Raw genomic sequence first — 24,725 nt, 5'->3', positions numbered from 1 at the left:
GTGACCCCCGCGCGGCGTGGGACGGGCACGGGCTATCCCGTGCCCAGCCGCAGGACGACCTGCGGCACCAGCGTGTTGCCCAGGCACGGGCGCAGGTCCGCGCGCAACGCGGACAGGCTCACGGGGTCGAGCGCGGGGGAGACGGTCATCCCGACCGTGCCGGCGGTCAGCACGACGCGCTGCATCGCCTGTCCTGCCCGGATCTCCGCCGCCGCGCCCTGGTTGAAGGTGCACAGCACGAGTTCGGCGTCGTCGCGGACGTGCAACCACGCCCGTTCGACCTCGGCCGCCCGCGACAGCAGCCCGCGCCACGAGGCCAGGTCGGGGAACGTCGTCCACGTGCGACGGTTCGAGCGCAGGGCGTGCAGCAGCGCCAGCACGTCCGGGCTCGGCTCCTGGTACCCGCCGAGCCGCACGGCCGCGGCGGCGTCGTTCGCGCTCGGTCCCGGCAGCAGCGTCACCAGCGGGCGGATGCCGTGCCCCTGCAGCGCCAGCCGGACGTTGAGCAGCGCGACCCCGCACGCCAGGCGGGTCTCACGGCTGTGCGGGGAGGCGGTGTGCAGCTCGATCTGCTCGGGACGCACCTCGAAGCGCACGCCGCCGACCGCGGATCGCGCCAGCGCGAGGACGCCGCGCACGTCCTCACCCGCCAGGCCGAGTGCGTCCGGGACGGCGATGGTCATGATGACACTCTCCGGCCGGGGCGACCGGTCAGCCACGGTCGAAGGTCCTCACTTGCTAGGGCCGTGCGTTGGCGGAAAATGTGCGAATCTAGGCGGCGTGCCTGATGCGCCCGGTCGTCGCGACCTCGAGGAGCTGCTCGACGAGGTCCGAGATCGCATGGACGAGATCGTGACCACCCGCGACCACATGCAGGAGCTGCTCGGCGCGGTGCTCGCCGTCGCGTCCGGCCTGGAGCTCGACTCGACCCTGCAGCGCATCGTCCAGGCCGCCGTCGACCTCGTCGGCGCCCGCTACGGCGCCCTGGGCGTGCTCGGCACCCGCGACGACCTGGCGGAGTTCGTCTACGTGGGGGTGGACGAGACCACGCGCGCGTCGATGGGCCACCTGCCGGAGGGCAAGGGCCTGCTCGGCCTGGTCATCAAGGACCCGACACCGCTGCGCCTGCGCGACCTCTCGCAGCACGAGATGTCGGTCGGCTTCCCGCCCAACCACCCGCCGATGCACAGCTTCCTGGGCGTGCCCGTCCGCGTGCGCGACGAGGTGTTCGGCAACCTCTACATGACCGAGAAGATCGACGCGTCCGAGTTCACCGCCGACGACGAGGCCGTCCTGCAGGCCCTGGCCGCCGCCGCGGGCATCGCGATCGAGAACGCCCGCCTGTTCGAACGCTCCCGCATGCGCGAGCGGTGGCTGGAGGCGATCGGCGAGGTCAACTCGGAACTGCTCGGCGGCGCCTCCGGCGAGTACGCGCTGCGCCTGATCACCCAGCGCACCGTCGAACTGGCCGGTGCCGACGCGGCCCTGGTCGTGCTGGGCGACGGCCGGCACACGCCCCTGTCGGTCGCCGCGAGCGCGGGCGTGAAGATCGACGACTTCGACGCCGCCGACTACGCCGTGGACGAGGTCGTCCGCTCCGGCGTCCCGCTGCTCGTGGACGACCTGGGCTCGGCCTTCGGCCCCGTGCTGGCCGTGCCGCTGCGTTCAGAGATGGGCGTGACGGGCGCGCTGCTGGTGCTGCGGCGCGGCGGCGAGACCCGCTTCCTGCCGGACCAGGTCCCGATGCTCGCGTCGTTCGCCGACCAGGCCGCCGTCGCGCTGGAGTTCGCCGAGCAGCAGCGGTCCCAGCGGCTCCTCGACGTGCTGGAGGACCGCGACCGCATCGCCCGCGACCTGCACGACCACGTCATCCAGCGGCTGTTCGTCACGGGTCTCACGCTGCAGGCCACCCTGCGCCGCGTCACCGAGCCCGAGGTGGCCGCCCGGCTGCGGACCGCCGTCGAGCAGCTCGACGAGACCGTCCGCGAGATCCGCACGTCGATCTTCGACCTGCACTCGACCGACACCACCTCGTTGCGCCGCAGACTGCTCGACCTGGTGGCGGGCCTGACCGAGGCGACGCACCTCAAGCCGTCCATCCGCATGTCCGGCACGGTCGACAACTCGGTGCCGCCGGAGCTCGCCGAACACGTCGAGGCCGTCGTGCGCGAGGCCGTCACGAACTGCGTGCGGCACGCCGCCGCGACCGAGCTCACGGTGCTGATCGACGCCGGCGAGGACGTGGTGATCACCGTGCAGGACAACGGGATCGGCATTCCGGACGACGCGGTGCGCAGCGGTCTGCGCAACCTGGCCCACCGCGCCACGCAGTTCGGCGGGTCGCTCGCGGTGCGGGCGACCGAGGGCGGCGGCGCGTGCCTGGTGTGGCGGGTCCCGCTTCCTGTCACGTAGGCACGCGGTTGCTGGTGCTCCCCGGGCGGATCTCGAAGATGCCGGCGGAGACGGGCACCGAGTTCGCCCGAACCCACTCCAGCCAGCCACGGGGCCACCGCGTTCTCGGTGACCAGCGCACACCGTCGAGCGGAACCCCCGTCAGGTCGGCGGTCGTGAGGTCGGCGCCGACCATGCTGTTCAGGGTGGTCCGGATCTTGCCGATCGACGCGACCAGGTCGGTCAGCTCCTCCATGGTGAGACGGAGCCCGGGATGTCCGAGCTTGATCTTCCTTCCTCGGTGGTGGAATGCGGAAAGCAGGACGCGAAGCCCGCTCTCGCACAACCGGTCCAGTGCACTGGCGTGTTGTGCCGCCCAGCGTGTGGACACCTCCGACGGATGTTCCAGCGACTTCGTGAGCTTGAGTGCCTCGTGGAAGATATTCACGTGCTTTGCGTCGCTCTGATCGAGGGTGTTTACGAGGTCCTGCGCGACTGCGGTAGCGGCGGCTTGAGCGTTGTGGTTGAGCGTGCTCGACGCCTTCAGTTTTTCGGCGAGAGCGCGAACGCGTGGCAGGTGGGCGGCGAGGGTCCTCGCCTGGAGGAGCGAACGATCGGGCAGACCCGCGCGGGCGGCGAGTCGCGCTGCGGGAGGCAGGACGGAGAGCTCGTCGTCGACCGCGGCAAGACTGCGATACGGCTCGAGACCTGGTTCAGCGGTGGGCGAGCGCCGGGGGGCCACAGCACGCGCGAGTCCTGCGTCGAGGTCCATCTCGTCACCGATCCGGTTCAGCAGATCGCTGTGCGAGCAGGGCAGCGACGCGTCCACGAGCCCGCGGTCCAGGTCGAGCACCTCGTCTAGAGCGGAGTGCAGCGAGGCGAGCTGTTCGTTCAGCCACTGGTCGACGCTCATCGTGCACCTCGCCCGCTCAGGGCCCGTCGTGCCTTCATCAGGCTGGAACGCACCGCCTCCGGCGTGACCCCCAGTTCCGCGGCGATCTCGGCGGGCCGGAATCCGGACAGCGTCCACGCCATGACCTGTCTTTGTCGCAGAGGCAGGTCGGCCAGCAGCAGGAGCATGTCGTGCTGCTGCTCCCAGTGCTCGAGGTCGCTGCCACGCAGCGGTGGCGCGGGCTCCGGAGGTTCAGCGACCAGGTCCTCTGAGAACGTCCGGCGGCCGAAGGATCGAGAGCTCACGCGGTACGCCCAGGCCTTGGGGTGGTCGATGCGGTCCCAGGAGCGGAATGCCTCGATCATCGTGTCCTGAACGATGTCCGCCGCCTCGACCAGCGTCGCACCATGCATGAGCACGAACGCGGTCAAGGACGTGAAGTGGCTGCGGTAGAAGTCGGCGAACTCGGTGTGGGTGGTACTCGTCCGAGCCGGGCTGGTGCGCGCCGGCTGGTCGTCAGACATCGCCGTCCCGCGTTATCCGCACCCTGATCTCCTGCCGACGCCGCGCCCTCTTCGTCTGGTGCGAAAGCCGCAGAGCCAAAGCGACGACGGCGAGCACTTGCGTTGCCAGCCCGCCCATCAACACGATCACCGTGAGGTCCATGGGATGTAGGGGCGCCAACACCTTCTGAACGTGTACGAGCGACTCCCGGTTTCACTCGAACGCGCTAGCGAGGCTTCTCGCCGTCCTTGCGGAACTGCGAGGCGAACACCGCCGCCTGCGTGCGGCGCTGCATGCCGAGCTTGGCCAGCAGGTGCGAGACGTAGTTCTTGACGGTCTTCTCCGCGAGGAACATGCGCTCGGCGATCTGCCGGTTCGTCAGGCCCTCGCCGATCAGGTCGAGCACCGTGCGCTCCTGCTCGCTGAGCATGCGCAGCGGGTCGCCCTCCTCGCGCTCGCGGCGGATCCGGTTGAGCAGCGCGGACGTGGTGCGGGCGTCCAGGAGGGACTGTCCCGCCGCGACGGTCCGCACGGCGTTGACCAGGTCCGCGCCGAGGATCTGCTTCAGCACGAAGCCGGACGCGCCGGCCATGATCGCGTCGAACAGGGCCTCGTCGTCCGCGAAGCTCGTGAGCATCAGGCACTGCAGGCCGGGGATGCGGCTGCGCAGCTCGCGGCACAGCTCGATGCCGTTGCCGTCGGGCAGCCTGATGTCGAGCACCGCCACGTCGGCCTGCGCGCCCGGCACCTTGGCCAAGGCCTCGGCCACCGAGGCGGCGTCGCCGACCACCTGCAGATCGGACTCCTCGCCGAGCAGGTCCGCGATGCCGCGGCGGACGATCTCGTGGTCGTCGACGAGGAAAACACGCGTCGCCATGGAGGTCACGGTAGCCCAAAGACCCTGGCACGAGGGGACCAACGGCACGCGGCTCACTGCGCCGATCGGGCTTACTTTGGGATCATGAGCACACTGCCTGTGGTCGTCGGGGTCGACGGGTCCTCGTCCGCGCTCGCCGCGGTGGCGTGGGCTGCGCGAGCGTGCGTGCGGCACGGCGCACCGTTGCGGCTGGTGCACGCGTACACGTTGCCGACGCGCGGATACCCCGAGGTCATCTCATCAGCGCGTGAGTTGAGATCGGCGATGTACGACCAAGGACGGCTGTGGCTCTCTCAAGCCGTTGATGTCGCACAGGCCGAAGCACCTGATGTGCTTGTGGAACACGACCTGCGGATGGAACACCCCACGCCCGTGTTGCTCGCGGAGTCTGCACGCGCACGAGAAGTCGTGGTGGGGTCACGCGGTCTTGGCGGGTTCACCGGGGCGTTGATCGGCTCGACGGCCGTGGCGCTGTCGGCTCACGGTGAGTGCCCCGTGGTGGTGGTTCGCGGACAACAGAGCGAGGGGCCTGTGGTGGTGGGCGTCGATCTCTCGCCGGGCTCGGACGCGGCTCTCGGCTTCGGGTTCGAGGAGGCGGCGGCCTCCGGGGCGCCGCTGGTGGCGGCGATGGCGGAGGCGGACGAGCCGGCGTCGCTGGACGCGCGGGTGTCCGAGTGGCTGCGCAAGTACCCGGACGTCGCCGTCGAGCGCGTCGTGGCGGGGGAGCGGCCGATCCCGCTGCTGCTGGAGCTCGGGCAGCGGGCCGGTCTGCTCGTCGTCGGGTCACGGGGGCGGGGCGGGTTCGCCGGGATGCTGCTCGGATCCACCTCGCAGGCCCTGGTCCACCACGCCCCGTGCCCGGTCGCCGTCGTCAGGCCTGCTTGATCGCGGAGATCTCGAACTCGAGGACGACCTTCTCGCTCACCAGCACGCCACCGGTCTCCAGGGCGGCGTTCCAGGTGACGCCGTAGTCCTTGCGGTTGATGGTGTGCGAGCCCTCGAAGCCCACGCGGGTGTTGCCGAACGGGTCGACGGCCACGCCCTCGAACGCGAAGGGGATCGTGATGCTCTTGGTGACGTCCTTGATGGTCAGGTCACCGGTGATCTCGAAGTTGTCGTCGTCGATCTGCTTCGCGGAGGTCGAGACGAACTTGATCTCCGGGTAGGTCTCGACGTCGAGGAAGTCGTTGGTGGTCAGGTGACCGTCGCGCTGCGCGTTGCGCGTGTCGATCGTGGCGACCTTGACGGTGACCTCGGCGGTCGTGTTCTCCGGCTTGTCGCCGTCGATGGAGATCTTGCCGTCGAACTCGTTGAACGCACCACGAACCTTGGTGACCATCGCGTGGCGCGCGACGAAGCCGATGCGGGAGTGCGAGGCGTCGATGACGTAGTCGCCGGTCAGTTCGGAGAGGTTGGTGGCGGTGGTCATGGTGTTCAGTCCTTCGGTTGCTCGATTTGGTTGAAGTGTCATCCACCCTGCCCGAACGTGGATGATGTGTCAACTATTCCCGTATGCTGAACCGGTGACACGATGGTTGGAACCTGAGCAGCAGCGGGCGTGGCGCGCGTACGTCCGCATGCAGGGGGAGCTGAATGCGCATCTGAGCAGGCAGATGTCGGTCGACTCGGACATCTCGATGGCCGACTTCGCCGTGCTGGTGCAGCTCACCGACACGCGTGATGAGCGCGTGCGCGTGCTGGAGCTCGCACGGTCCTTGCACTGGGAGAAGAGCCGTATCTCACATCACGTCGCACGGATGGAGAAGCGCGGTCTGGTGCGCAGGGAGAGTTGCGGCAGTGACGGGCGCGGGTCGTTCGTCGTGCTGACGGACCAGGGCCGCTCGGCGATCGAGGAGGCCGCGCCCGCGCACGCGGAGACGGTGCACAAGCTGGTGTTCGACCTGCTCGGTCCCGAGGAGGTCGAGGCGCTGGGGTCGATCTCGGAGAAGATCTTCACGCGCCTAACGACAGGAGAATGTGCGGCGGTAATCGCTCGGTGCGACGCCGACGACCCGGTGGAAGTGGTGCCGGAGGAGAGCGGCTGTCCCGAAGCCTGACCTGGTCGCGACCGCGTCGACGTCCAGGTCGGTCTCCTCGAGCAGTCTGCGCGCGTGAAGCACCCGTTGGAGTGACAGCCACTTGTTCGGGGTGGTGCCGGTCTCCGCGGCGAACCGGCGCGCGAAGGTCCGTTCGGACATGACAGCCAGTTTCGCCATCGTGGCCACCGTGTGGTTGTCCGCGATCGTGTCGAGCACCCGCTCCAGCACCGGCTCCAGCGAGTCCGCGCTGCACTCGGGGATCGGGAGCTCCACGAACTGCCGCTGACCCCCGTCGCGCTGCGGCGCCACGACCATGCGCCGCGCGATCGTGTTGGCGACCTTGGTGCCGAGCTCACGGCGGACCAGGTGCAGGCAGGCGTCGATGCCCGCCGCCGTACCCGCGCTCGTGATGATGTTCCCGTCGTCCACGAAGAGCACGTCGGCGTCGAGCCGGGCCTTCGGGAAGCGCTCCTGGAACTGCCGCGCCTCGCGCCAGTGCGTCGTGCAGTGCCGGTCGTCGAGCAGGCCGGCCGCGCCCAGGACGAACGCCCCGCTGCACACGCTGAGCAGCGTCGCACCGGTCTCCCGCAGCGCCTTGACGAGCTTCTCCGGGTACTCGTCGCGCACGCGTGCGGCGGGCAGTGCGACCAGGTCGACGCTCTGCAGCGCGTCGAACCCGTGCTCGGGCGTGATGCTCACGCCCCGGATGCTCGTCGCCACCGGTTCGTTCGGGATCTCCCCGCACACCCGGAAGTCGACCAGCGGCACGCCCTCCTCGGTCCGGTCGATGCCGAACACCTCGCAGAGCAGGCCGAACTCGAACGGCGCGACGCCGTCGATGAGGGGAACCGCCACCGATCGCAGCATGGCAGGATATTAGCGCGCAGCGTCAGATCTGCCACTGTTGGCGGGATATTGCTGGCCGCAAACTTACTGACATGACTCTTGCAGCGATCGTCCTCGCCGTAGCCGCCCTCTCCGTCTGGCTCGACCGCCACCGCGACCGCACCGCCGGTCTGGCGGGCTCGTCCGACGTCACCGACCGCGACCGCGTCCGCGTGCGCGACGACCTCCGGTACCTCACCTGACGATGCGGGGTTCGGGACCCGTGTAGCGGGCCACCGGCCGGATGATCTTCGTGTCCTCGGACTGCTCGAGCGCGTTGGCACACCATCCGACCACCCGGCTGCACGCGAACGTCGGCGTGAACATCTCCCGCGGGATGCCGCACCGCTCCATCAGCACGCCGGCGTAGAACTCCACGTTCGCGTACAGCTGCCGGCCGGGCTTGAGCTCGGCCAGCAGCTCCGTGACCCGGCGCTCGACCGTGACCGCGAACTCGGTGAGCGCCGTCGGCCGCTCCTGCGCGATGCCCCTGAGCAGCCGCGCCCGCGGGTCCTCCGTCCGGTAGACGGCGTGCCCGAAGCCCATGATCCGGTCGCCCCGCTCGATCCGCTCGCGCACCCAGGCGTCGATGTTGTCCGGCGTGCCGATGAGGTCGAGGGCCTCCAGCGCCCGGTCCGGCGCGCCGCCGTGCAGCGGCCCGGAGAACGTGCCGATCGCCGCCGTCACCGCGGAGACGACGTCGGCCCCGGCGCTCGCCACGACGCGCGCGGTGAACGTGGACGCGTTGAACCCGTGGTCGATCGTCGCGATCAAGTACTGCTCGACGGCACGGCTCTCCCACGTTGACGGGACCTGTCCAGTCAACATGTACAACCAGTTCGCCGACGTTGACAGATCAACCCTGGGGTTGACGGGATCAAGTCCGCACTTGAGCCGGTGCAGTGCCGCGAGGATCGTCGGCGTCATCGCGCTGACCCGCAGCGCGTCCGCCTTGCGCGTGCTCATCGGCGCGTCCCACATCGGCTGCGCGGGCAGCATCGACAGGGCCGTCCGGAGCCCGGCGAGCGCCGTGCACCCCGACCGCGCGATCGCGGGCAGCACCTCGCGGATCGTCTCGGGCAAGGTGCGCAGCTCAGCGGTCTGCGCGGCGAACCGCGCGGCCTCCTCCCCGTCCGGCAGCCGGCCCTCGACGAAGAGGAACCACACGTCCTCGAACGACCGCGTGGATGCCAGTTCGATCGCGTCGTGCTCGCGGTAGTGGTAGTAGCCCGCGGCGCCGTTCACGTCCCCGATCAGGGTGGTGGTGACGACGACGTCTTTAAGCCCTTTGGGTGCATCAATCAACATGGACATCAGGCTCCGTCAACATGTCTTGTACAGTCAACGTTGATGGAATCAATGTTGACGACGAATCAAGCAGCCCGCCGCCTGGGCGTGAAACCGGCGACGGTCTACGCGTACGTCAGCCGCAAACTCCTGACCAGCACCAAGGTGAACCGCCAGAGCATGTTCGACGTCGCCGAGGTCGAGGCCCTGGCGCAACGCACTGGTGCCCGCGGAGCAGTCGCCGCTGTGACGGATCGCATCCGCACCCGCATCTCCCTGCTGGAGAAGGACCACCTGTACTACCGCGGCCGCTCGGTCCCCGGCCTGTCCAGCACGAAGCGCTTCGAGGACGTCGCCCACTGGCTCTGGACGGGCATCGACTCGGAGGGCCTGCAGTTCCCCGAGGGCCAGGAGATCTGGATGGCCCTCCCGGAGAGCGCCACCCTGACCGACCGAGTCCGCGTCGCCGTGGCCCTCGCGAGCGCGGGCGACCCGCTGCGCTTCGACCTGGACCGCGCCATCACCACCGCCAAGGCCCTGATCGCCGACGTGGTCGAGTCACTCCCACTCCTCGGCCGCCCCGCCGGCACCGACATAGCCGACCGCCTGTGGGCCAGACTCTCCCCGGAACCACCGCAACCAGCGCTGATGAACGCCGCCCTCATCCTGCTGGCCGACCACGACCTGGCGATCTCGACCATGGCCGCCCGCGTGGCCGCCTCAGCCCACGCCCACCCGTACGCCGTGGTGTCGGCCGGCCTGGGCGCGATGGAGGGCCAGCGCCACGGCGCCGCCGCGACGATCGCGCACCGCTTCCTGGCGCAGGCGTCCACGGACCCGATGGGCACCGTCGCCGAACACCTGCGGTCCGGCCGGCCGATCCCCGGCTTCGGCCACCGCGTGTACCAGGAGCGCGACCCGAGGGCCGACCACCTGCTGGCGTTGCTGCGCGAGCAGGGCGACCTGGTGGTGGACAAGGTGATCGCCACGCAGAAGTCGTTCCCGAACATCGACCTGGCGCTGGCGCAGTTCGGCCTGCTCTTCTCGATGCCGCCCACCGCGGGGGAGGCGATCTTCTCGATCGCGCGGATCGTGGGGTGGATCGCGCACGCGATGGAGGAGTACCGGGAGCCGGGGCTGAGGTTCCGGACGATGGGCGTGTACACGGGGGACCGGCCGTAGTCGGTGCTGTTGGTGCGCGGCGTCAGTGACCGGGGGTCAGCGGTCTTCAGGCTTGAGTGACCTGCTGGTGCGCTGCGTGGCCTGCCGGCGCGGCTCGTTCAGCCGACTGTGCGGCCCGCCGCCTGCTCGACCACTGCGCCCACCGGGTCAGGTCGGTTCCAGGCTGGGTGCTCCTTGGCCGGCCCGCCAAGGTTCGGCTCGCCCCGCCCGCCTGGCCGCCTCGCCCCGTCTCGCCTGCCCGCCTCGCCCGCCCGCGCCGCTCCGCCCGCCTGCCTCGCCCGCCTGCCTCGCCCGCGCCGCTCCGCCTGCCTCGCGTCGCCCGCCTGCCTCGCCCGCGCCGCTCCGCCGCCTGCCTGCCTCGCTCGCCCCGCTCCGCCCCCTCGCCTCGCCCACCCGCGCGTCCCTCCTGCGGATCGTCCTGGCGCCCGGTCCGTCGCGCCGACCTGTCCACGCCACCGCCCCGCCGGACCGCGCCGCGCTCGACTCCTCTTGGCCGCTGGCGCGACCGTCCCCCGAAGCGGACCATGAAAACCATGAGATTGTCCGCAGTGGACAACCTGAAGGTGATCCTGGTGGCGTGGGTCATCGGCGGCCACGCGCTGCTCGGCTACGCCGCGATCGGCGGCTGGCCGTACGACGAGGTCAACGAGGTCACGTTCCACCCCGGCGTCGAGACGGTGCTGGCCGCGGTGATCGGGCCGTCCGGCCTCTTCTTCATGGGGACCTTCTACTTCATGGCCGGGATCTTCACGCCCGGCTCGATCGAGCGCAAAGGGCGTGCCCGGTTCATCGCCGACCGGCTCGTCCGGCTGGGCACGCCGTGGGTCGTCAGCGCGCTGGTGGTGTGGCCGACGTTCGTGTGGATCGCCTACAACGGCGCCGGGCGGGACGTGACGTGGTGGCAGGCGTTCACCGGGCGCGATCCGTTCCTCGACAGCGGGTCGTTGTGGTTCGTGGGGGTGCTGCTCGTCTTCAGCGTCGGGATCGCGCTCGCGCCGCCGATCAGGGAGCGGGCTATCACGCCGCGGACGGTCGTCGGCATGACGGTGGTCGTGGCGGGAACGACTTTCCTGACGCGGCTGGTCTTCCCGGCTCGCAGCGGGCAGGTCGGGGACCTGCACCTGTGGTGGTGGCCGCAGTGTCTCGGGATGGTGCTGCTGGGGGCGATCGGCGGGCGCAAGCTGGCCGAGCGGGTGCCCGACGAGATCTACCGGATGACGCGCACCGTGGTGGTCGGGACGATCGCGTTGTTGCCGGTCGCCGCGGCGCTCATGGGGGTGCTGGACCTCGCGAAGAGTGCCGAGCCGTTCCTCGGCGGGTGGCGGTGGCAGGCCGCTGTGCTGGCGGTGGTCGAGGGGGTTCTCGTGGTGGCGGGGAGTTTGTGGCTCATCGGGCTCGCGCAACGGCGGCTGACGCGCCAAGGGCCGCTGCGGCAGGGGTTGGCGCGGTCCGCGTACGTCGCGTTCGTCGTGCAGGGACCGGTGCTGCTCCTGCTCGCCACCGGGTTGCGGCCGCTGGACGTGCCCGCGGAGGTCAAGGCACCGCTGGTGGGGGCCGGGGCGATCGCGGTGTCGTTCGCCGTCGGGTGGTTCGTCACTTCACGCCGAGGCGCTTCAGCACGCTCGTCGTGATGCCGGCGGCGTCCAGGCCGTGCGCGCGCAGGATGCGGGCCCGCGAGTCGTGCGGCAGGAAGCGCGGGGGCAGCGCGAACGTCGCGACGCACGTCGGCGACCCGGCCAGCGCCTGACCCAGGCGGGCGCCCAGGGCTCCGGTGGACGTCGTGTCCTCGACGGCCAGGACCAGGCGGTGGCGGCCGCTGTACTTCACCAGGTGCGGGTCGAGCGGCGCGGTCCAGCGCGGGTCGACCACGGAGACGCGGACGTCGTGCGCGGCCAGTTCCTCCGCGGCCGCCAGGCACGGTCCGGCGAGCGGTCCCACGGACACCAGCAGCACCTCGGCGTCCGGGTCCTCGCGCAGCACGTCGAAGTGGCTCACGCGGCGCACGGCCGGGATGTCCTCGCCCGCCGAGGACTTCGGGTACCGCACCACCGTGGGGCCGTCGGAGACCTCGACGGCCTCGCGCAGCAACGCGGCCAGGGACGCGGGATCGCGCGGGGCCGCCAGGCGCAGGCCCGGCACGACCGGCAGGATCGAGGCGTCCCACATGCCGTGGTGCGACGCGCCGTCCGGGCCCGTCACGCCCGCCCGGTCCAGCACGAACGTCACCGGCAGGCGGTGCAGCGCCACGTCCATCAGCAACTGGTCGAAGGCGCGCGACAGGAACGTCGCGTACACGGCGACCACCGGGTGCAGGCCGCCCATCGCCATGCCGGCCGCGGACGTCACGGCGTGCTGCTCCGCGATGCCCACGTCGAACACGCGGCCAGGGAAGCGTTCGGCGAACGGCCGCAGCCCCACCGGCTCCAGCATCGCGGCGGTCAGGCACACGACGTCCGGGCGGTCGGCACCGATCGCCACGATCTCGTCGGAGAACGCGTCGGTCCACGTCCGGCCGCCCGCGGCACCGGACGCGCCGACCGCGTGCATGCGGTCGGACTCGTCGGCCTCCGCCGCGAGATAACCCTTGCCCTTCACCGTCTTGCAGTGCACGACTACTGGGCGGCCGAGCGCTTTGGCCTCCCACAGGGCGTTCTCGACGGCGTGCACGTCGTGCCCGTCCACCTCGCCGATGTACGCGAGCCCGAGCGCCTCGAACAGCCCGCGCGCCGAGCCGGTCAGCAACGACGCCGCGAAGCCGCCCGCCGTCGGGTCGTACGAGCGGCCGTTGTCGTTCAGCAGCACCACGACCGGGCGCGACGACCCGCCGATGTTGTTCAACGCCTCCCAGCACATGCCGCCGGTCAGCGCGCCGTCACCCACGATGGCGACGACCCTGCGGTCGGTGCCGCCGAGCTCGAACGCCTTGGCCAGACCGTCCGCATAGGACAGTGCGGTCGACGCGTGCGAGTTCTCGATCACGTCGTGCGCCGACTCCGCCGCGGACGGGTAGCCGGACAGGCCGCCGGCCTGCCGCAGCGAGTCGAAGTCCGCGCACCGGCCCGTGAGCATCTTGTGCACGTACGACTGGTGCCCGGTGTCGAACAGCACCACGTCGACCGGCGAGGTGAAGACCCGGTGCACGCCGATCGTCAGCTCGACCGCGCCGAGGTTGGGGCCGAGGTGGCCGCCCGTGCGGTGCACCTTGGAGATCAGGAACGACCGGATCTCCGCGGCCAGCGCGCACAGCTCGGACGACGAGAGCGCCCGCACGTCCGCGGGCGAGGTGATGTCAGCCAGCACGGCGCACCGCCAGCGGCAGCGTGAACGCGATCGTCTCCGTGGCGGTCGTGTGGGTGGACACCGTGACGTCTCCCAACGCCTTCACGACCTCGTCCACCAGCTCGGGAGGCGCCGACGCGCCGGCCGAGAGTCCCACCGAACGCACGCCGTCGAGCCACGCCGGGTCGATCTCCGAGGCGTCGTCGATCAGGTAGGCGGGCGTGCCGGTCCGGGACGCGAGCTCGACCATCCGCACCGAGTTGGACGAGTTGCGCGACCCCACCACCAGCACGAGGTCCGACTGCGCGGCGACCTCGCGGATGGCGACCTGCCGGTTCGTGGTGGCGTAGCAGATGTCGTCGGAACCGGGACCGCGCACGTGCGGGAACTTCCGTTGCAGTGCCTCGATCACCTCGACCGTCTCGTCCACGGCCAGCGTCGTTTGCGTCAGGTACGACACCGGCCCGGTGATCTCCAGCGCCTCCACGTCGGCCACGGTCTCCACCAGCACCATCTGGTCGGGGGCCTCGCCCAGCGTGCCCTCGACCTCCTCGTGCCCGGCGTGCCCGATCAGCACGATCGTGTCGCCGCGCTCGGCGAAGCGCCGCGCCTCGGAGTGCACCTTCGTCACCAGCGGGCACGTCGCGTCCAGCACGTCGAGGTCCCGCAACCGGGCCTCGGCGCGCACCGCCGGGGCGACGCCGTGCGCGGAGAAGACCGCCGTGGCACCGAAAGGCACCTCGGACAGCTCCTCCACGAACACGGCGCCACGAGCCTCCAGCGCGCGCACGACGTGGACGTTGTGCACGATCTGCTTGCGCACGTAGACGGGCCCGCCGCGCTGGTCGAGCAGTCGTTCCACGATCTCGATGGCCCGTTCCACCCCGGCGCAGAACGACCGGGGTGACGCGAGCAGCACCGAACGCGGCGGATGTTCCGTCATCGAGTGCCTTTCAGTGGTCTCGGTGGGTGACCAGTTGGGCGAGGGTGCCGAGCTCCACGGCCGCGCGGGCGGTCGGGGAGGCCTCGCCGAGGTGGAGCAACGCCCGCGTGTGCAGCTCGTCGGCCTGCGTCTGGCTCCACGCGCGGCCGCCGGCCAGCTCGACCAGGTGCGCCGCCCGCGTGAGCGTCTCCGCGTTCATCTCCTGCTCGCCGAAGTACAGCGACGCGAGCTCCGCGGACGCCGGGACGCCCGCGGTCAGGGCGTGCACGACCGGCAGGGACTTCTTGCGGTTCACCAGGTCCATCCGCGCGACCTTGCCCGTCACCGAGGGATCGCCCCAGATGCCGAGCAGGTCGTCGACGTGCTGGAACGCGAGCCCGAGCTCGGTGCCGTAGCCGCGCATCGCCTCGACCTGTTCGTCGGACCCGCCGCCGTACAACGCGCCCAGCGCCGTCGAGGCACCGAGCAGCGCGCCCGTCTTGCCGCGCGCCATCCGCTCCACCTCGGCCACCCGGACGTCCGACCGCGTCTCGAAGTCCAGGTCGTCCGCCTGTCCCTCGAGCAACGCCACGGTGGCGTCGTTCACCGTCCGGATCGCCTCCAGCGCCCGCGGGTGCCCGGACGCCGCGAGCACGTCCAGCGCCAGCGCCTGCAACGCGTCCCCGGCGAGGATCGCCGCGTTCACGCCGAACACGGTCCACGCCGTCGCCCGGTGGCGCCGGGTCGTGTCGCGGTCCATCACGTCGTCGTGCAGCAACGAGAAGTTGTGGATCAGCTCCACCGCGACCGCCGCGGGCACGGCGGAGGCGGCGGTCCCGCCGACGGCCTCGGCCGCCAGCAGCACCAGCGCCGGGCGGATCGCCTTGCCGCCGTGCTCCAGCACCGGGTTGCCGTGCTCGTCGCGCCACCCGTGGTGGTACTCCGCGATCGTGCGCATCGCCGGCGGCAGCTGGTCGACGGCCTTGCGCAGAGCCGGGAGCACGAGGCTCCGGCTCCACGCGAGCACCTCGCCGGAGGGCCGCCCGGCGGCCAGTCGTTCAGTCGTCTCCGCTGTCATCGCCTAGAGACCGATCTCCACATTCTCCAGCACGCCCAGCGCGTCCGGCACCAGCACGGCCGCCGAGTAGTACGTCGACACGAGGTACTTGAGCATCGCGTGCTCGTCGATGCCCATGAACCGGACGTTGAGGCCGGGCTCGTACTCGTCCGGGATGCCGGTCTGGCGCAGGCCGACGACGCCCTGCTTCTCCTCGCCGAGCCGCATCGCGATGATCGACGTGGTGCCGTTGCGGTTGACCGGGATCTTGTCGCACGGCGCGATCGGGATGCCGCGCCACGACTGCAGCTGCTTGCCCTCGACCTCGACCGTCGGCACGGCCAGGCCGCGGCTGTTGAGCTGGCGGCCGAACGCCGCGATCGCCTTGGGGTGGGCCAGGATCAGCCGGGTGTTGCGGCGCCGCGAGATCAGCTCGTCCATGTCGTCCGGCGTCACCGGGCCGGACTGGGTGCTGACCCGCTGCCGGAGGTCGGCGTTGGCGAGCAGGCCGAACTCCTTGTTGTTGACGAGCTCGAACTCCTGGCGCTCGCGCAGGGCCTCGATCGTGAGCCGCAGCTGGTGCTCGACCTGGTCCATCGGCTGGCTGTACAGGTCCGCCACGCGCGTGTGGACGCGCACGATCGTCTGCGCCACCGACAGCTCGTACTCGCGCGGCCGCAGCTCGTAGTCGACGAACGTGCCGGGCAGCGACGGCTCGCCGTCGTGGCCGGACGCGATGTCGATCTCGGCCTCGCCGTGCTTGTTCGACGCGTTCGTCGGGTTCGCGAGCTGCTGCACGATGTGGTCGCGCATCGGCTGGATCTGACCGTTGAGCTGGGCGAAGGCGGCCCGCGACAGCACCACGGCGGTCGTCGGCGTCAGGGCGCGGGCGGTGAAGCTCCAGTTCTTGTCCACCCCGGAGAGCACCGGCTCGTCACCGAGGTACTCGCCGTCCGCGATGGTGCCGAGCGCCACGTCGTCGCCGTACTCGCCGCGCCCGGTCTTGGTGACCTTGCCGTGCGCGATGACGATGATCTCGTCGACCGACTCGCCGCGCTGCGCGATCACCTCGCCGGGCTGGAACTCGCGCTGCTCGAAGCGGTTCGCGACGGCGGTCAGCGCCGCCTCGTCCTCGAACCCGCGCAGCAGCTTGAACTCCGCCAGCTCCTGCGGCACGATCCGCACCTCGGAGCCCACGGCGGTGAACGTGACGCGGCCGTCGCCGATCGCGAACGTGAGCCGGCGGTTGACCCGGTACGCGCCACCCTTCGCCTCGACCCAGGGCAGCATGCGCAGCAGCCACCGGGGCGAGATCCCCTGCATCTGCGGTGCGGACTTGGTGGTCGTCGAGAGGTTGCGCGCCGCCGCCCTGGAGAGGCTGAGCTGCTGGTCCTCGACCCCGAGACCCGGATCGGTAACAGTCACTGCGAATCCTGCCAATCTGCTCTAGCGAACGAGAACTGCGGCGGTGCCGAGTCCGCTGGGGGAGTGGAACGACTTCCGGGTGGGGACGGGGGAGGAGCTGAACCGGCCGGACCGCTGCGTCCACAGCAGTTCGCCCGCGAGCCACGACTTCAGGGCCTCGGCGTAGCGGTGCAGCGCGGCCTTGGCTTCGGCGTCGAGGCCGTACTCGGTGGCGAGCGACGGCAGCTCGCCGATGATCGAGCCGATCTGCCGCAGCCGCGCCGCGATCAGGTCGGCGACGATCGAGACGGCCTGCTGCGTCTCGCAGCCGAAGAACTGCCGCACGGCGAGCACCGCGCTGGTCGTGCTCGCACCGGTGGCGTAGGTGTGGTCGAACCCGACGATCTCCTGCCGCAGCGCGGGAACGTCGCCGAACGAGTCGACGAGGGCCCTCATCGTGCTGTTGCGCAACAACTCCGCCGGCAGCTCGGCGCCGACGGACTTGCGCGCGAGCTTCGCGGACAGCTCCGTCGCGATCGACCGGCGCCGCATCTCCACGAGGTCGATCGGGTCGGGCACCCTGCCCTGCGCGGTGTTGTGCAGCTCCCACAGCAACGCGTCGAAGAACTCGACCAGGTGCCCGGCGTCCTCGGCGTCCAGAGTGGACCGCGAGACCAGGTCGGCCAGGCCCTTCTCGGACGGGGTCATCGGCGCGGAACCGCTCAGCACCGACTTGAGGCCCGCGACGAACGCCTTGCCGCCCACGACGTTGCGGGAGCGCAGGAAGACCTGGAACGCGTCGGTGACGTGGAAGCCCCACGTGTGCCAGTCGTTGATGTGCAGCAGGTCCTCCAGCGACGCCGTGGGGTGCGTCAGCGGACCGAAGCCCCCGTAGTCGGCGGCGTCGAAGAACGCCTCGGTCCACGGCGTGCCGCCGAGCATGCCCATGTCCCGCACCCACGTCCTGGTGTGCCGGCGGACCTGGTCGGCGTGCGGCGAGAGCCGTGCCGCGAACGGCATGTCGAACGCGGGAACCTCAACCACGGGCCACCCCCGGCCACGCCGCGGACGTGCCCAGGCCGGTCGGCCCGCGCAGGATCGTGCGGAAGAACGCGGAGTTGCCCGCTCCACCGCCCTCCACTTTGGTGTAGCGGCCCGCGTGCAGGTGCCACTCGTGGCCGCCGGACTGCCAGTCCTGCAGGCCCTTCACGTACTTCAGGACCCGCGCCTGGTCGTCCGGGGTCAGCGCGTTCTCGGCGAACAGCAGCGGCAGCTCGGTGAACACGGTGTTCTCGAACTGGTGCAGCCGCGAGGTCAGCAGGGTGTTCACGGCCTCGACGGCGGTCTGCGTGTCGTGGCCGAAGAACTTCTCGAACACGAGGACCCCGTTGGAGTTCTCGCCCTCCCGCAACACCTCCCGCTCGTACGAGAAGATGTCGTTGCGCAGGTGGATCGCGTCGGAGAACGTGTCGGACAGGACCCGCAGCGGCCGGGTGCCCGCGACGGACGCGGGCACCTCGGCCGCCTCGGAGACCTCCACCAGGTTCGCCGACCACGGTGCGCCGCCGACCTTGCGGCGCATCTCGATGTACTCGATGGGGTTGGCGACCGTGCCGCTCTCGATGTTCTTGATCTCCCACATGCACTCGAGCAGCAGGTTGTGGGTGCTCGTGGTGAAGCGGCGCCGCCAGTCCTGCGACATCAGCGGAATCGTCCGCTGCCACAGGTCGACGAGACCGCGCTCGGTCGGGTTGACGGGCTTGGGCCACGGGTCCGTGCCGTTCAGCGGCATGAACGCCGGCAGCCGGTCGAGGTACGCCTTCGCGCCCGCCACGTCCTTGCCCTGCTTGAACTCCGCGAAGAACTCGTCGTCGAAGTAGAAGACCCAGACGTACCAGTCCGTGATGAGGTCGAGGACGTCCGCGGGCGCGTCCGGGTGGGTCCACGCGCACATGAACCCGTAGTCGTCGCCCGCGAGGACCTCGTCGGTCCACACCCCGGTGTCGAGCATCCCCATGTCCCGCGCCCACTGCGTCGAGTGGGCGCGGGCGCGGTCGAGGTGCGGGTTCATCCGCGCCGGGTGCGGCACGTAGAACTCCGGCATGGTGAAGGAGGCCAACGGTCCTAGCCCTCGCGGCCGAGCTCGACGTGCTCCAGCACACCGATCGCGTCCGGCACCATGATGGCGGCCGAGTAGTAGGCGCTGACCAGGTAGTTGATGATCGCCTGGTCGTTGATGCCCATGAACCGCACCGACAGGCCCGGCTGGTACTCGTCCGGGATGCCGGTCTGGTGCAGGCCGATGACGCCCTGGTTCTGCTCGCCGGTGCGGATCAGCATCACCGACGACGTGCGGGTGTCGGAGACCGGGATCTTGTTGCACGGCAGGATCGGGACGCCGCGCCAGGCGGGCACCTGCTGGCCGTTGAAGTCGATGTGCTGCGGGTACAGGCCGCGCTTGTTGAGCTCGCGGCCGAACGCGGCGATCGTGCGCGGGTGCGCGACGAAGTACCCCGGGTCCTTCCACACGATCGACAGCAGCTCGTCGAAGTCGTCCGGGGTGGGCGGGCCGGAGCGGGTGTGGATGCGCTGCTTGAGGTCCGCGTTGTGCAGCAGGCCGAACGACCGGTTGTTGACGATCTCGTGCTCCTGGCGCTCGCGCAGGGCCTCGATCGTGAGCCGCAGCTGCTGCTCGACCTGGTCCATCGGGTTGTTGTAGAGGTCCGCGACGCGGGTGTGGACCTGCAGCACGGTCTGGGCGACGCTCAGCTCGTACTCGCGCGGCGTGAGCTCGTAGTCGACGAACGTGCCGGGCAGCACGGGCTCGCCGTCGTGACCGGACGCCATGCCGATCTCGGCCTCGCCGTGCTCGTCCTGCGGCTTGTTGCGGCTGTTGAACGTGTGCTGGATGTGCGCCCGCAGGCCGCCCGCTTCCCCGTTGAGCGCCTGGAAGTCCTGCCACGACAGCGTGAGCACGGTGACCGGCGTGACGGCCTTGGCGGTGAACTCCCACTCGCCCTGCGGCCCCGCCAGCACGGTCTCGCCGAAGTACTGGCCGTCGGCGAGGTTGCCGAGCACGGTCTCGCCGCCGTACTCACCGGTGCCGACCTTGTCGACCTTGCCGTGCGCGATCAGCACGACGGTGTCCTTCGGGCGCCCCTTCTCGACGATGACGTCGCCGATGCCGAACTCCTGCTGCCGGAACCGGCCGGCGAGCGCGGAGAGCACCTCCTCGTCGTCGAAGCCCTTCAGCAGCGCCAGCTCGGTGAGCTCCAGCGGCACCACGCGGATCTCCGCGCCGATGTTGGTGAACGAGACGCGGCCATCGCCCAGCGTGTAGGTGAGACGGCGGTTGACCCGGTACGCACCACCCGCTGCCTGCACCCAGGGGAGCACCTTGAGCAGCCAGCGGGAGGTGATTCCCTGCATCTGCGGGACGGACTTGGTGGTAGTGGCCAGATTTCGTGCGGCGGCCGTGCCCAAACTCAGCTGCTGACGGCCCTCATCGAGGTCAGAATCCGTCACAGTCACAACCGGTACCCACCTATCTCAATGCGCTAATGGACCAAACCGATAAGCCGGAACGGACGTTAGTTCGCGCTGTTGAGAACTGTGAAGGGGCCAAAAAGGCGACATTCGGGTGGGTGGTTTGCGCCTGAAGTTGCTACGGAGCGTACAACCACTGCCGTACGCAACAGGCGTCCGTTACGCGGGCGAGTGATCAGCGGCTATTCGTCAGAATATGGAATAGCGCACTCGTTTGGCCCAGTAAGGTCACTCTTTCGTGCACATTGGTCACTCTTGTCGAGATGATATAAGGCACCACTCCGAGTGGGGTGAAAACCACTCGAAGTGGTGCGTATCAATTTGTACCGACGACTATTCGGGTATTACGCCTCACGTGCGTTCAGGAACGATTCCAGCTGGGTGACGACGAACGCGTGGTCCTCCGCCTGGGGGAGTCCGGAGACCCCGACGGTGCCGACCGGGCCCGTGCCGCGCACGATCACCGGGAAGACGCCGCCGTGCGCCGCGTACAGGTCGGGGTCGAGGCGCGACTCGGCCTCGAACGTCGTCCCCTTCTCGCGGAACTCGGTGCCGACCTGGAACGAGCTGTGGCCGAACAGGTCGACCACGCGCGCCTTGCGCTCGAGCCACCGGTCGTTGTTCGGCGAGGTGCCGGGCAGCGCGGCGTGGAAGAGCCGGTGCTCACCCCGCCGCACCGAGATCGCGATCGGCAGGCCCTGCTCGCGGGCGGCGTCGAGCAGGTGCAGCCCGAGCTCGATCGCGACGTCGTTGCCGAAGCGGGTGAACTGCAGTCGCCGCTCCTGGGCGAGCAGCTCGTCACTGGTAGGGCTCACAGGGTCACCACCCGGTTCTCGTGCGCGGACAGGAAGGCGGCCTCGATGACGCGCAGGGCGGTCACGGCCTCGGCGGGGTCGACCGGGGTGGCACCGGCCTGCAGCTCGGCGTAGAAGCGCTGGTAGGAGCCGGGCTCGACGGGGACCTCGGTGGTGTCGCCGAGGATCCCGAGCCGTCCGGTGCGGTCCTCGCGGCCCCAGTCGGCACCGGTCGGGCGGCGGCCCGCGGCGAGCGCGTCCTCCTGCTCGTCCAGTCCGTGGACCTCGAACGCGCCCTCGCTGCCGAGCACGCGGAAGCGCGGCCCGTTGCCGGCGGCGTGCGCGCTCGCCCACAGGTGGGAGCGGACGCCGTTCGCGTGCGTCAGCGCCACGAACACGTCGTCGTCGACCTGCGCGCCGGGGCGGCGCCGGTCGAGCTCCGCGTACACCGTCGTGACCGGCCCGAAGAGCTGCAGGGCCTGGTCGACGAGGTGCGCGCCGAGGTCGTAGAGCAGTCCGCCCGCCTCCGCGGGGTCGCCGAGCTCGCGCCAGTTGTCCCAGATCTCCGGCACCCAGCGCTCGTACCGCGACTCGAAGCGCCGCACCTCGCCGAGCCGGCCGAGCACCGCGCGGACGGTCAGGAAGTCGCTGTCCCAGCGGCGGTTCTGGAAGACGGTGAGCGGCACGCCCGCGGCCCGCGCGGCGGCCACGAGCTCGGCGGCCTCAGCGGACGTCGGCGCGAACGGCTTGTCGACGACGACCGCGACGCCCTGCGCGATGGCGCGCTTCGCGTACTCGACGTGCGTCCTGTTCGGCGTGGCGACCACGACCAGGTCGAGGTCCAGGTCGAACAGCTCGTCGGCGGTGACGATCTTCGCGTCCGGGTGCGCGGCACGGGCCTGCGCCTGCCGCTCCGGGTTCGCCGTCACGATGGCGGCGAGGTCCATGCCCTCGGTGGAGGCGATCAGCGGGGCGTGGAAGACGCGCCCGGCGATGCCGTAGCCCAGAAGTCCGACTCGAGTCATGCTTCCGATTAAAGCAACGCTGTTGAATAATTGCGACCGTGGACCTCACCTCGCTGCGCTCGCACAACGACCGGACCGTGCTCGGGCTCGTCCGCTCCGGGGTGCTGAGCAGGGCGTCCATCGCCGCGGAGACCGGGCTGACCCCGCAGGCGGTCTCGAAGATCGTGGCGCGGCTCATGTCGGCCGGCCTGCTGGAGGAGACCGGCGCCGTGCGCGACGGCGGCCGCGGCAAGCCCCGGATGTCGTTGCGGCTCGTGCCCGGCGGGGCGTGCGCGTACGGCGCCTACGTCGACCGCGACGAGCTGCGCGTGGTGCGCCTCGACCTGACCGGCGAGGTGGTGTCGTCCTCGGTCGTGCCGCTGCCGCCGATGTTCTCGCCGGACGACGTGCTCGCCGCCCTGGAGCCGTTGGTCGAGGCGGGGGAGAAGGTGCTCGGCCTCGGCATCGGCATCGCCGGTCCGCTGGACCACGCGGACGGGGTGGTCTCGCCGAACGGGCTGCCGGGCTGGTCCTCGGTCCCGCTGCGGGCGCTGGCCGAGGAACGGCTCGGGCTGCCGGTCGTGGTGGACAAGGACACCAACGCCGCCGTGCTGGCCGAGTCGTGGCGCAGGCCGCTCCGCGACGCGGCACTCGTGTTCGTGGGCACCGGTCTGGGCGTGGGGCTGCTCCTCGGAGGAGAAGTGCACCGCGGCGCGCGGTCGGGCGCGGGCGAGTTCGGGCACACGACGATCCAGCTGGACGGGCCGCTGTGCGTGTGCGGCCGGCGCGGCTGCGTGGAGGCGGTGCACGCGGCCAGTTCCGGCGCCGAGGCGGCGCGGGTGCTCGCCGCCGCCGTGACGAACCTGGTGCAACTGCTGGACCTCGACCAGATCGTCCTGAGTGGACGGAAGGTGCTGGAGTCGCCCGAGCTGTACCTGAAGGCGATGCCGGACGTGGACGTGAGCGTCACGTCGTACGGGCCCGACCTGGTGCCGGTGGGCGCGGGACTGCTGGTCCTGGGTCGGTTGTTCTAGCATCGGCGTCGTGGACGTCGAGCACGTCGTCGGCCTGCCGCACCCGCGGCTGCGACCGTTCGTCACGCGGTACTCCGGGTATCGGATGCGCACCGAGCCCGGCATCCACCGCGGCCTGCCGTCCCGCTCGCTGACCCTCGTTGTCACCCTCGACGGCACGGTCGACCTCGCCGAGGGCCGGTTCGCCGCGCTGTGCGGCGGGTTGCACGACGAGGCCGTGATCATCACCCACGACGGGTTCCAGCACGGCGTCCAGTGCGATCTCACGCCGCTCGGCGCGCGGGCGTTCTTCGGCGTGCCCGCCGGCGAGCTCCGGCTGACCACCGTGGGCCTCGACGTGCTCGACGCCCCGGCCGCGCTGCTGCGCGAACAGCTGCAGGACGCGCCGACGTGGGCCGACCGGTTCGCCCGCCTCGACGCGGTGCTCGGTGCGCTGGTGCGGCCGGTGCGCCAGCAGGTCGAGGTGGCGTGGGCGTGGCAGCGGCTCGCGGCGGGGGCACCGGTCGGCGAGATCGCCGCCGAGGTCGGGTGGAGCCGGCAGCACCTGAGCGCGCGGTTCGCGGCCGAGTACGGGCTCACGCCCAAGGTGATGGCCCGCGTGATGCGGTTCGAGCGGGCGAACCGGATGTTGCGCGGCGAGCGCAGGCCCACGTTCACGGAGGTGGCCGCGGCCTGCGGCTACACCGACCAGGCGCACTTCAACCGCGACTGGCGGGCGTTGTGCGGGGCGACCCCGACCGAGTGGGTCGAGGCCGAGCTTCCATTCGTACAAGGCAGCGAACGCGGTCAGGGCGCAGAGTCGTCCACATGAGCACACCCGCACCCACCTGCTGGCCCACCCTGTCCTATCAGGACGCTCCCGCCGCGATCCGCTTCCTGGTGGAGGCGTTCGGGTTCAAGGAGCACCTCGTCGTGCCGGGGGAGGCCGACGGCGAGGTCGTGCACTGCGAGATGGTCTGGCCCGAGGGCGGCGGCGTCATGCTGGGCTCCGTCGCGCGCTCGGTCGGCGAGGTCGAGGCGACCCGCGCCGGTGCCGCGTCCGTCTACGTCGTGACCGACCGGCCGGACGAGATCCACGCCCAGGCGCTCGCGCAGGGGGCCACCGAGATCCGCGGCCTGCGCGACGAGGACTACGGCTCGCGCGGCTTCACCGTCGCCGATCCCGAGGGCAACCGCTGGAGCTTCGGCACCTATCGCGGGGCGTGATCGACCCCGGCCGGATCCGGCTCGATGAGAGCGAACCGGTTGTCGATCGTCAGGTTCATCCGCTGAACCGCGCGGACAACCCGAACCACCTGAGCTCGATCTTGTTCTGCCACCAGCGCGACGCTAGTCCGCCTGGGGCCCCCGCCTGGAAACTTCGACCGTTTCGTACTCACACGATCAACAATCAGGCACTGTGAGGCAACAACTCTCGACAAGGCTCCGCGAGTCCGCCTGCCACATTCGGAGTTCCATCGCGTCGCCCTCCAGGAACCAGTCCACGGCCCCTGCCGACGAAGCCGCGCACGATGACGTCGGACGCGCTCGACCCCGAAAACAGCGAGACTCCCGGCGAGACTGCGGTTTTCACCGCAGCAGCACCGGGAGTCCGCGAGCCGGGGGCAGTTATCTGCCTACCCGATCGC

Annotated in this window: 26 protein-coding genes; 9 read left to right on the top strand and 17 right to left on the bottom strand. The window is 70.5% G+C overall.

Going from position 1 to position 24,725, the window contains the following annotated elements:
- Positions 1-32 precede the first annotated feature (32 nt).
- Positions 33-683, bottom strand: coding sequence for a hypothetical protein (locus ABZX02_RS35030; RefSeq protein ID WP_355304855.1), 651 nt, complete (start codon positions 681-683; stop codon positions 33-35).
- Positions 684-840: 157 nt separating this feature from the next.
- On the opposite strand from ABZX02_RS35030, the gene ABZX02_RS35025 reads away from it, so the two are divergent.
- Positions 841-2,412, top strand: a complete 1,572-nt coding sequence (locus ABZX02_RS35025; protein ID WP_355305111.1) for a GAF domain-containing protein — start codon at positions 841-843, stop codon at positions 2,410-2,412.
- Here ABZX02_RS35025 and ABZX02_RS35020 read toward each other — a convergent pair.
- From ABZX02_RS35020 to ABZX02_RS35005, 4 genes are all read right to left on the bottom strand, one after another.
- Entirely contained in the window at positions 2,405-3,304 is a 900-nt protein-coding gene (locus ABZX02_RS35020) for a hypothetical protein (protein WP_355304853.1), read from the bottom strand. The genes ABZX02_RS35025 and ABZX02_RS35020 overlap by 8 nt on opposite strands.
- Positions 3,301-3,807, bottom strand: a complete 507-nt coding sequence (locus tag ABZX02_RS35015; RefSeq protein WP_355304851.1) for a sigma-70 family RNA polymerase sigma factor — start codon at positions 3,805-3,807, stop codon at positions 3,301-3,303. Before ABZX02_RS35015 ends, ABZX02_RS35020 begins: the two co-directional genes overlap by 4 nt.
- Positions 3,800-3,949, bottom strand: a complete 150-nt coding sequence (locus ABZX02_RS35010; RefSeq protein ID WP_355304849.1) for a hypothetical protein — start codon at positions 3,947-3,949, stop codon at positions 3,800-3,802. Before ABZX02_RS35010 ends, ABZX02_RS35015 begins: the two co-directional genes overlap by 8 nt.
- A gap of 64 nt (positions 3,950-4,013) precedes the next feature.
- Positions 4,014-4,664, bottom strand: coding sequence for a response regulator transcription factor (locus ABZX02_RS35005; protein ID WP_355304847.1), 651 nt, complete (start codon positions 4,662-4,664; stop codon positions 4,014-4,016).
- A gap of 84 nt (positions 4,665-4,748) precedes the next feature.
- On the opposite strand from ABZX02_RS35005, the gene ABZX02_RS35000 reads away from it, so the two are divergent.
- Complete coding sequence (locus ABZX02_RS35000; RefSeq protein ID WP_355304845.1) at positions 4,749-5,549, top strand: universal stress protein; 801 nt, start codon at positions 4,749-4,751, stop codon at positions 5,547-5,549.
- Here the strand turns inward: ABZX02_RS35000 and ABZX02_RS34995 are convergent.
- Positions 5,536-6,093: a YceI family protein gene (locus ABZX02_RS34995; RefSeq protein WP_355304843.1), complete on the bottom strand. Its 558-nt coding sequence runs from the start codon at positions 6,091-6,093 to the stop codon at positions 5,536-5,538. The two genes, ABZX02_RS35000 and ABZX02_RS34995, sit on opposite strands and share 14 nt — an antisense overlap.
- A gap of 94 nt (positions 6,094-6,187) precedes the next feature.
- On the opposite strand from ABZX02_RS34995, the gene ABZX02_RS34990 reads away from it, so the two are divergent.
- Positions 6,188-6,721, top strand: coding sequence for a MarR family transcriptional regulator (locus ABZX02_RS34990; RefSeq protein WP_355304841.1), 534 nt, complete (start codon positions 6,188-6,190; stop codon positions 6,719-6,721).
- On the opposite strand, the gene ABZX02_RS34985 is transcribed toward ABZX02_RS34990, so the two are convergent.
- Complete coding sequence (locus ABZX02_RS34985) at positions 6,626-7,570, bottom strand: helix-turn-helix domain-containing protein (protein WP_355304839.1); 945 nt, start codon at positions 7,568-7,570, stop codon at positions 6,626-6,628. The genes ABZX02_RS34990 and ABZX02_RS34985 overlap by 96 nt on opposite strands.
- Before the next feature lie 71 nt (positions 7,571-7,641).
- Between ABZX02_RS34985 and ABZX02_RS34980 the strand changes: the two genes are divergently transcribed.
- Entirely contained in the window at positions 7,642-7,791 is a 150-nt protein-coding gene (locus ABZX02_RS34980) for a hypothetical protein (protein WP_355304837.1), read from the top strand.
- On the opposite strand, the gene ABZX02_RS34975 is transcribed toward ABZX02_RS34980, so the two are convergent.
- On the bottom strand, positions 7,784-8,896 hold the full coding sequence (locus ABZX02_RS34975; protein ID WP_355304835.1) for a citrate synthase/methylcitrate synthase: 1,113 nt from the start codon (positions 8,894-8,896) through the stop codon (positions 7,784-7,786). The genes ABZX02_RS34980 and ABZX02_RS34975 overlap by 8 nt on opposite strands.
- Before the next feature lie 42 nt (positions 8,897-8,938).
- Here ABZX02_RS34975 and ABZX02_RS34970 point away from each other — a divergent pair, with 42 nt between their 5' ends.
- Both ABZX02_RS34970 and ABZX02_RS34965 read left to right on the top strand, forming a co-directional pair.
- Positions 8,939-10,057 carry a citrate synthase gene (locus tag ABZX02_RS34970; protein ID WP_355304833.1) on the top strand — a complete coding sequence of 373 codons (1,119 nt, stop codon included), beginning with the start codon at positions 8,939-8,941 and terminating at the stop codon, positions 10,055-10,057.
- 533 nt (positions 10,058-10,590) lie between these two features.
- On the top strand, positions 10,591-11,688 hold the full coding sequence (locus ABZX02_RS34965; RefSeq protein ID WP_355304831.1) for an acyltransferase: 1,098 nt from the start codon (positions 10,591-10,593) through the stop codon (positions 11,686-11,688).
- Here ABZX02_RS34965 and ABZX02_RS34960 read toward each other — a convergent pair.
- The 9 genes from ABZX02_RS34960 to ABZX02_RS34920 form a co-directional block, all read right to left on the bottom strand.
- Positions 11,651-13,357, bottom strand: a complete 1,707-nt coding sequence (locus tag ABZX02_RS34960) for a 1-deoxy-D-xylulose-5-phosphate synthase (RefSeq protein WP_355304830.1) — start codon at positions 13,355-13,357, stop codon at positions 11,651-11,653. The genes ABZX02_RS34965 and ABZX02_RS34960 overlap by 38 nt on opposite strands.
- The gene (gene ispH, locus ABZX02_RS34955) at positions 13,347-14,279 is read right to left on the bottom strand and encodes a 4-hydroxy-3-methylbut-2-enyl diphosphate reductase (protein WP_355304829.1); all 933 of its coding nucleotides are present in this window, start codon (positions 14,277-14,279) and stop codon (positions 13,347-13,349) included. The genes ABZX02_RS34960 and ispH overlap by 11 nt, the downstream gene beginning before the upstream one ends.
- Positions 14,280-14,289: 10 nt before the next feature.
- Positions 14,290-15,336 carry a family 2 encapsulin nanocompartment cargo protein polyprenyl transferase gene (locus ABZX02_RS34950; protein WP_355304827.1) on the bottom strand — a complete coding sequence of 349 codons (1,047 nt, stop codon included), beginning with the start codon at positions 15,334-15,336 and terminating at the stop codon, positions 14,290-14,292.
- 3 nt (positions 15,337-15,339) lie between these two features.
- Positions 15,340-16,740: a family 2B encapsulin nanocompartment shell protein gene (locus ABZX02_RS34945; RefSeq protein ID WP_355304825.1), complete on the bottom strand. Its 1,401-nt coding sequence runs from the start codon at positions 16,738-16,740 to the stop codon at positions 15,340-15,342.
- 21 nt (positions 16,741-16,761) lie between these two features.
- The gene (locus tag ABZX02_RS34940) at positions 16,762-17,763 is read right to left on the bottom strand and encodes a hypothetical protein (RefSeq protein WP_355304823.1); all 1,002 of its coding nucleotides are present in this window, start codon (positions 17,761-17,763) and stop codon (positions 16,762-16,764) included.
- Entirely contained in the window at positions 17,756-18,838 is a 1,083-nt protein-coding gene (locus tag ABZX02_RS34935; RefSeq protein WP_355304821.1) for a hypothetical protein, read from the bottom strand. Before ABZX02_RS34935 ends, ABZX02_RS34940 begins: the two co-directional genes overlap by 8 nt.
- Before the next feature lie 5 nt (positions 18,839-18,843).
- Entirely contained in the window at positions 18,844-20,250 is a 1,407-nt protein-coding gene (locus ABZX02_RS34930; protein ID WP_355304819.1) for a family 2B encapsulin nanocompartment shell protein, read from the bottom strand.
- 359 nt (positions 20,251-20,609) lie between these two features.
- A complete protein-coding gene (locus tag ABZX02_RS34925) occupies positions 20,610-21,080 on the bottom strand; it encodes a heme-degrading domain-containing protein (protein WP_355304817.1) in 471 nt (156 codons plus the stop codon).
- Positions 21,077-22,084, bottom strand: a complete 1,008-nt coding sequence (locus tag ABZX02_RS34920) for a Gfo/Idh/MocA family oxidoreductase (protein ID WP_355304816.1) — start codon at positions 22,082-22,084, stop codon at positions 21,077-21,079. The genes ABZX02_RS34925 and ABZX02_RS34920 overlap by 4 nt, the downstream gene beginning before the upstream one ends.
- A 38-nt stretch (positions 22,085-22,122) precedes the next feature.
- Between ABZX02_RS34920 and ABZX02_RS34915 the strand changes: the two genes are divergently transcribed.
- From ABZX02_RS34915 to ABZX02_RS34905, 3 genes are read left to right on the top strand one after another with little or no spacing between them, the layout of a single operon-like run.
- The gene (locus ABZX02_RS34915) at positions 22,123-23,097 is read left to right on the top strand and encodes an ROK family transcriptional regulator (RefSeq protein ID WP_355304814.1); all 975 of its coding nucleotides are present in this window, start codon (positions 22,123-22,125) and stop codon (positions 23,095-23,097) included.
- A 10-nt stretch (positions 23,098-23,107) separates the two neighbouring features.
- Entirely contained in the window at positions 23,108-23,908 is an 801-nt protein-coding gene (locus tag ABZX02_RS34910; RefSeq protein ID WP_355304812.1) for a helix-turn-helix domain-containing protein, read from the top strand.
- Entirely contained in the window at positions 23,905-24,303 is a 399-nt protein-coding gene (locus ABZX02_RS34905; protein ID WP_355304810.1) for a VOC family protein, read from the top strand. The genes ABZX02_RS34910 and ABZX02_RS34905 overlap by 4 nt, the downstream gene beginning before the upstream one ends.
- Positions 24,304-24,725 lie beyond the last annotated feature (422 nt).

The organism is Lentzea sp. NPDC003310, assembly GCF_040610935.1.
Lineage (GTDB): Bacteria > Actinomycetota > Actinomycetes > Mycobacteriales > Pseudonocardiaceae > Lentzea.
The sequence above is the reverse complement of the archived record's forward strand: the minus strand, read 5'-3'. Positions and strand labels throughout refer to the sequence as shown.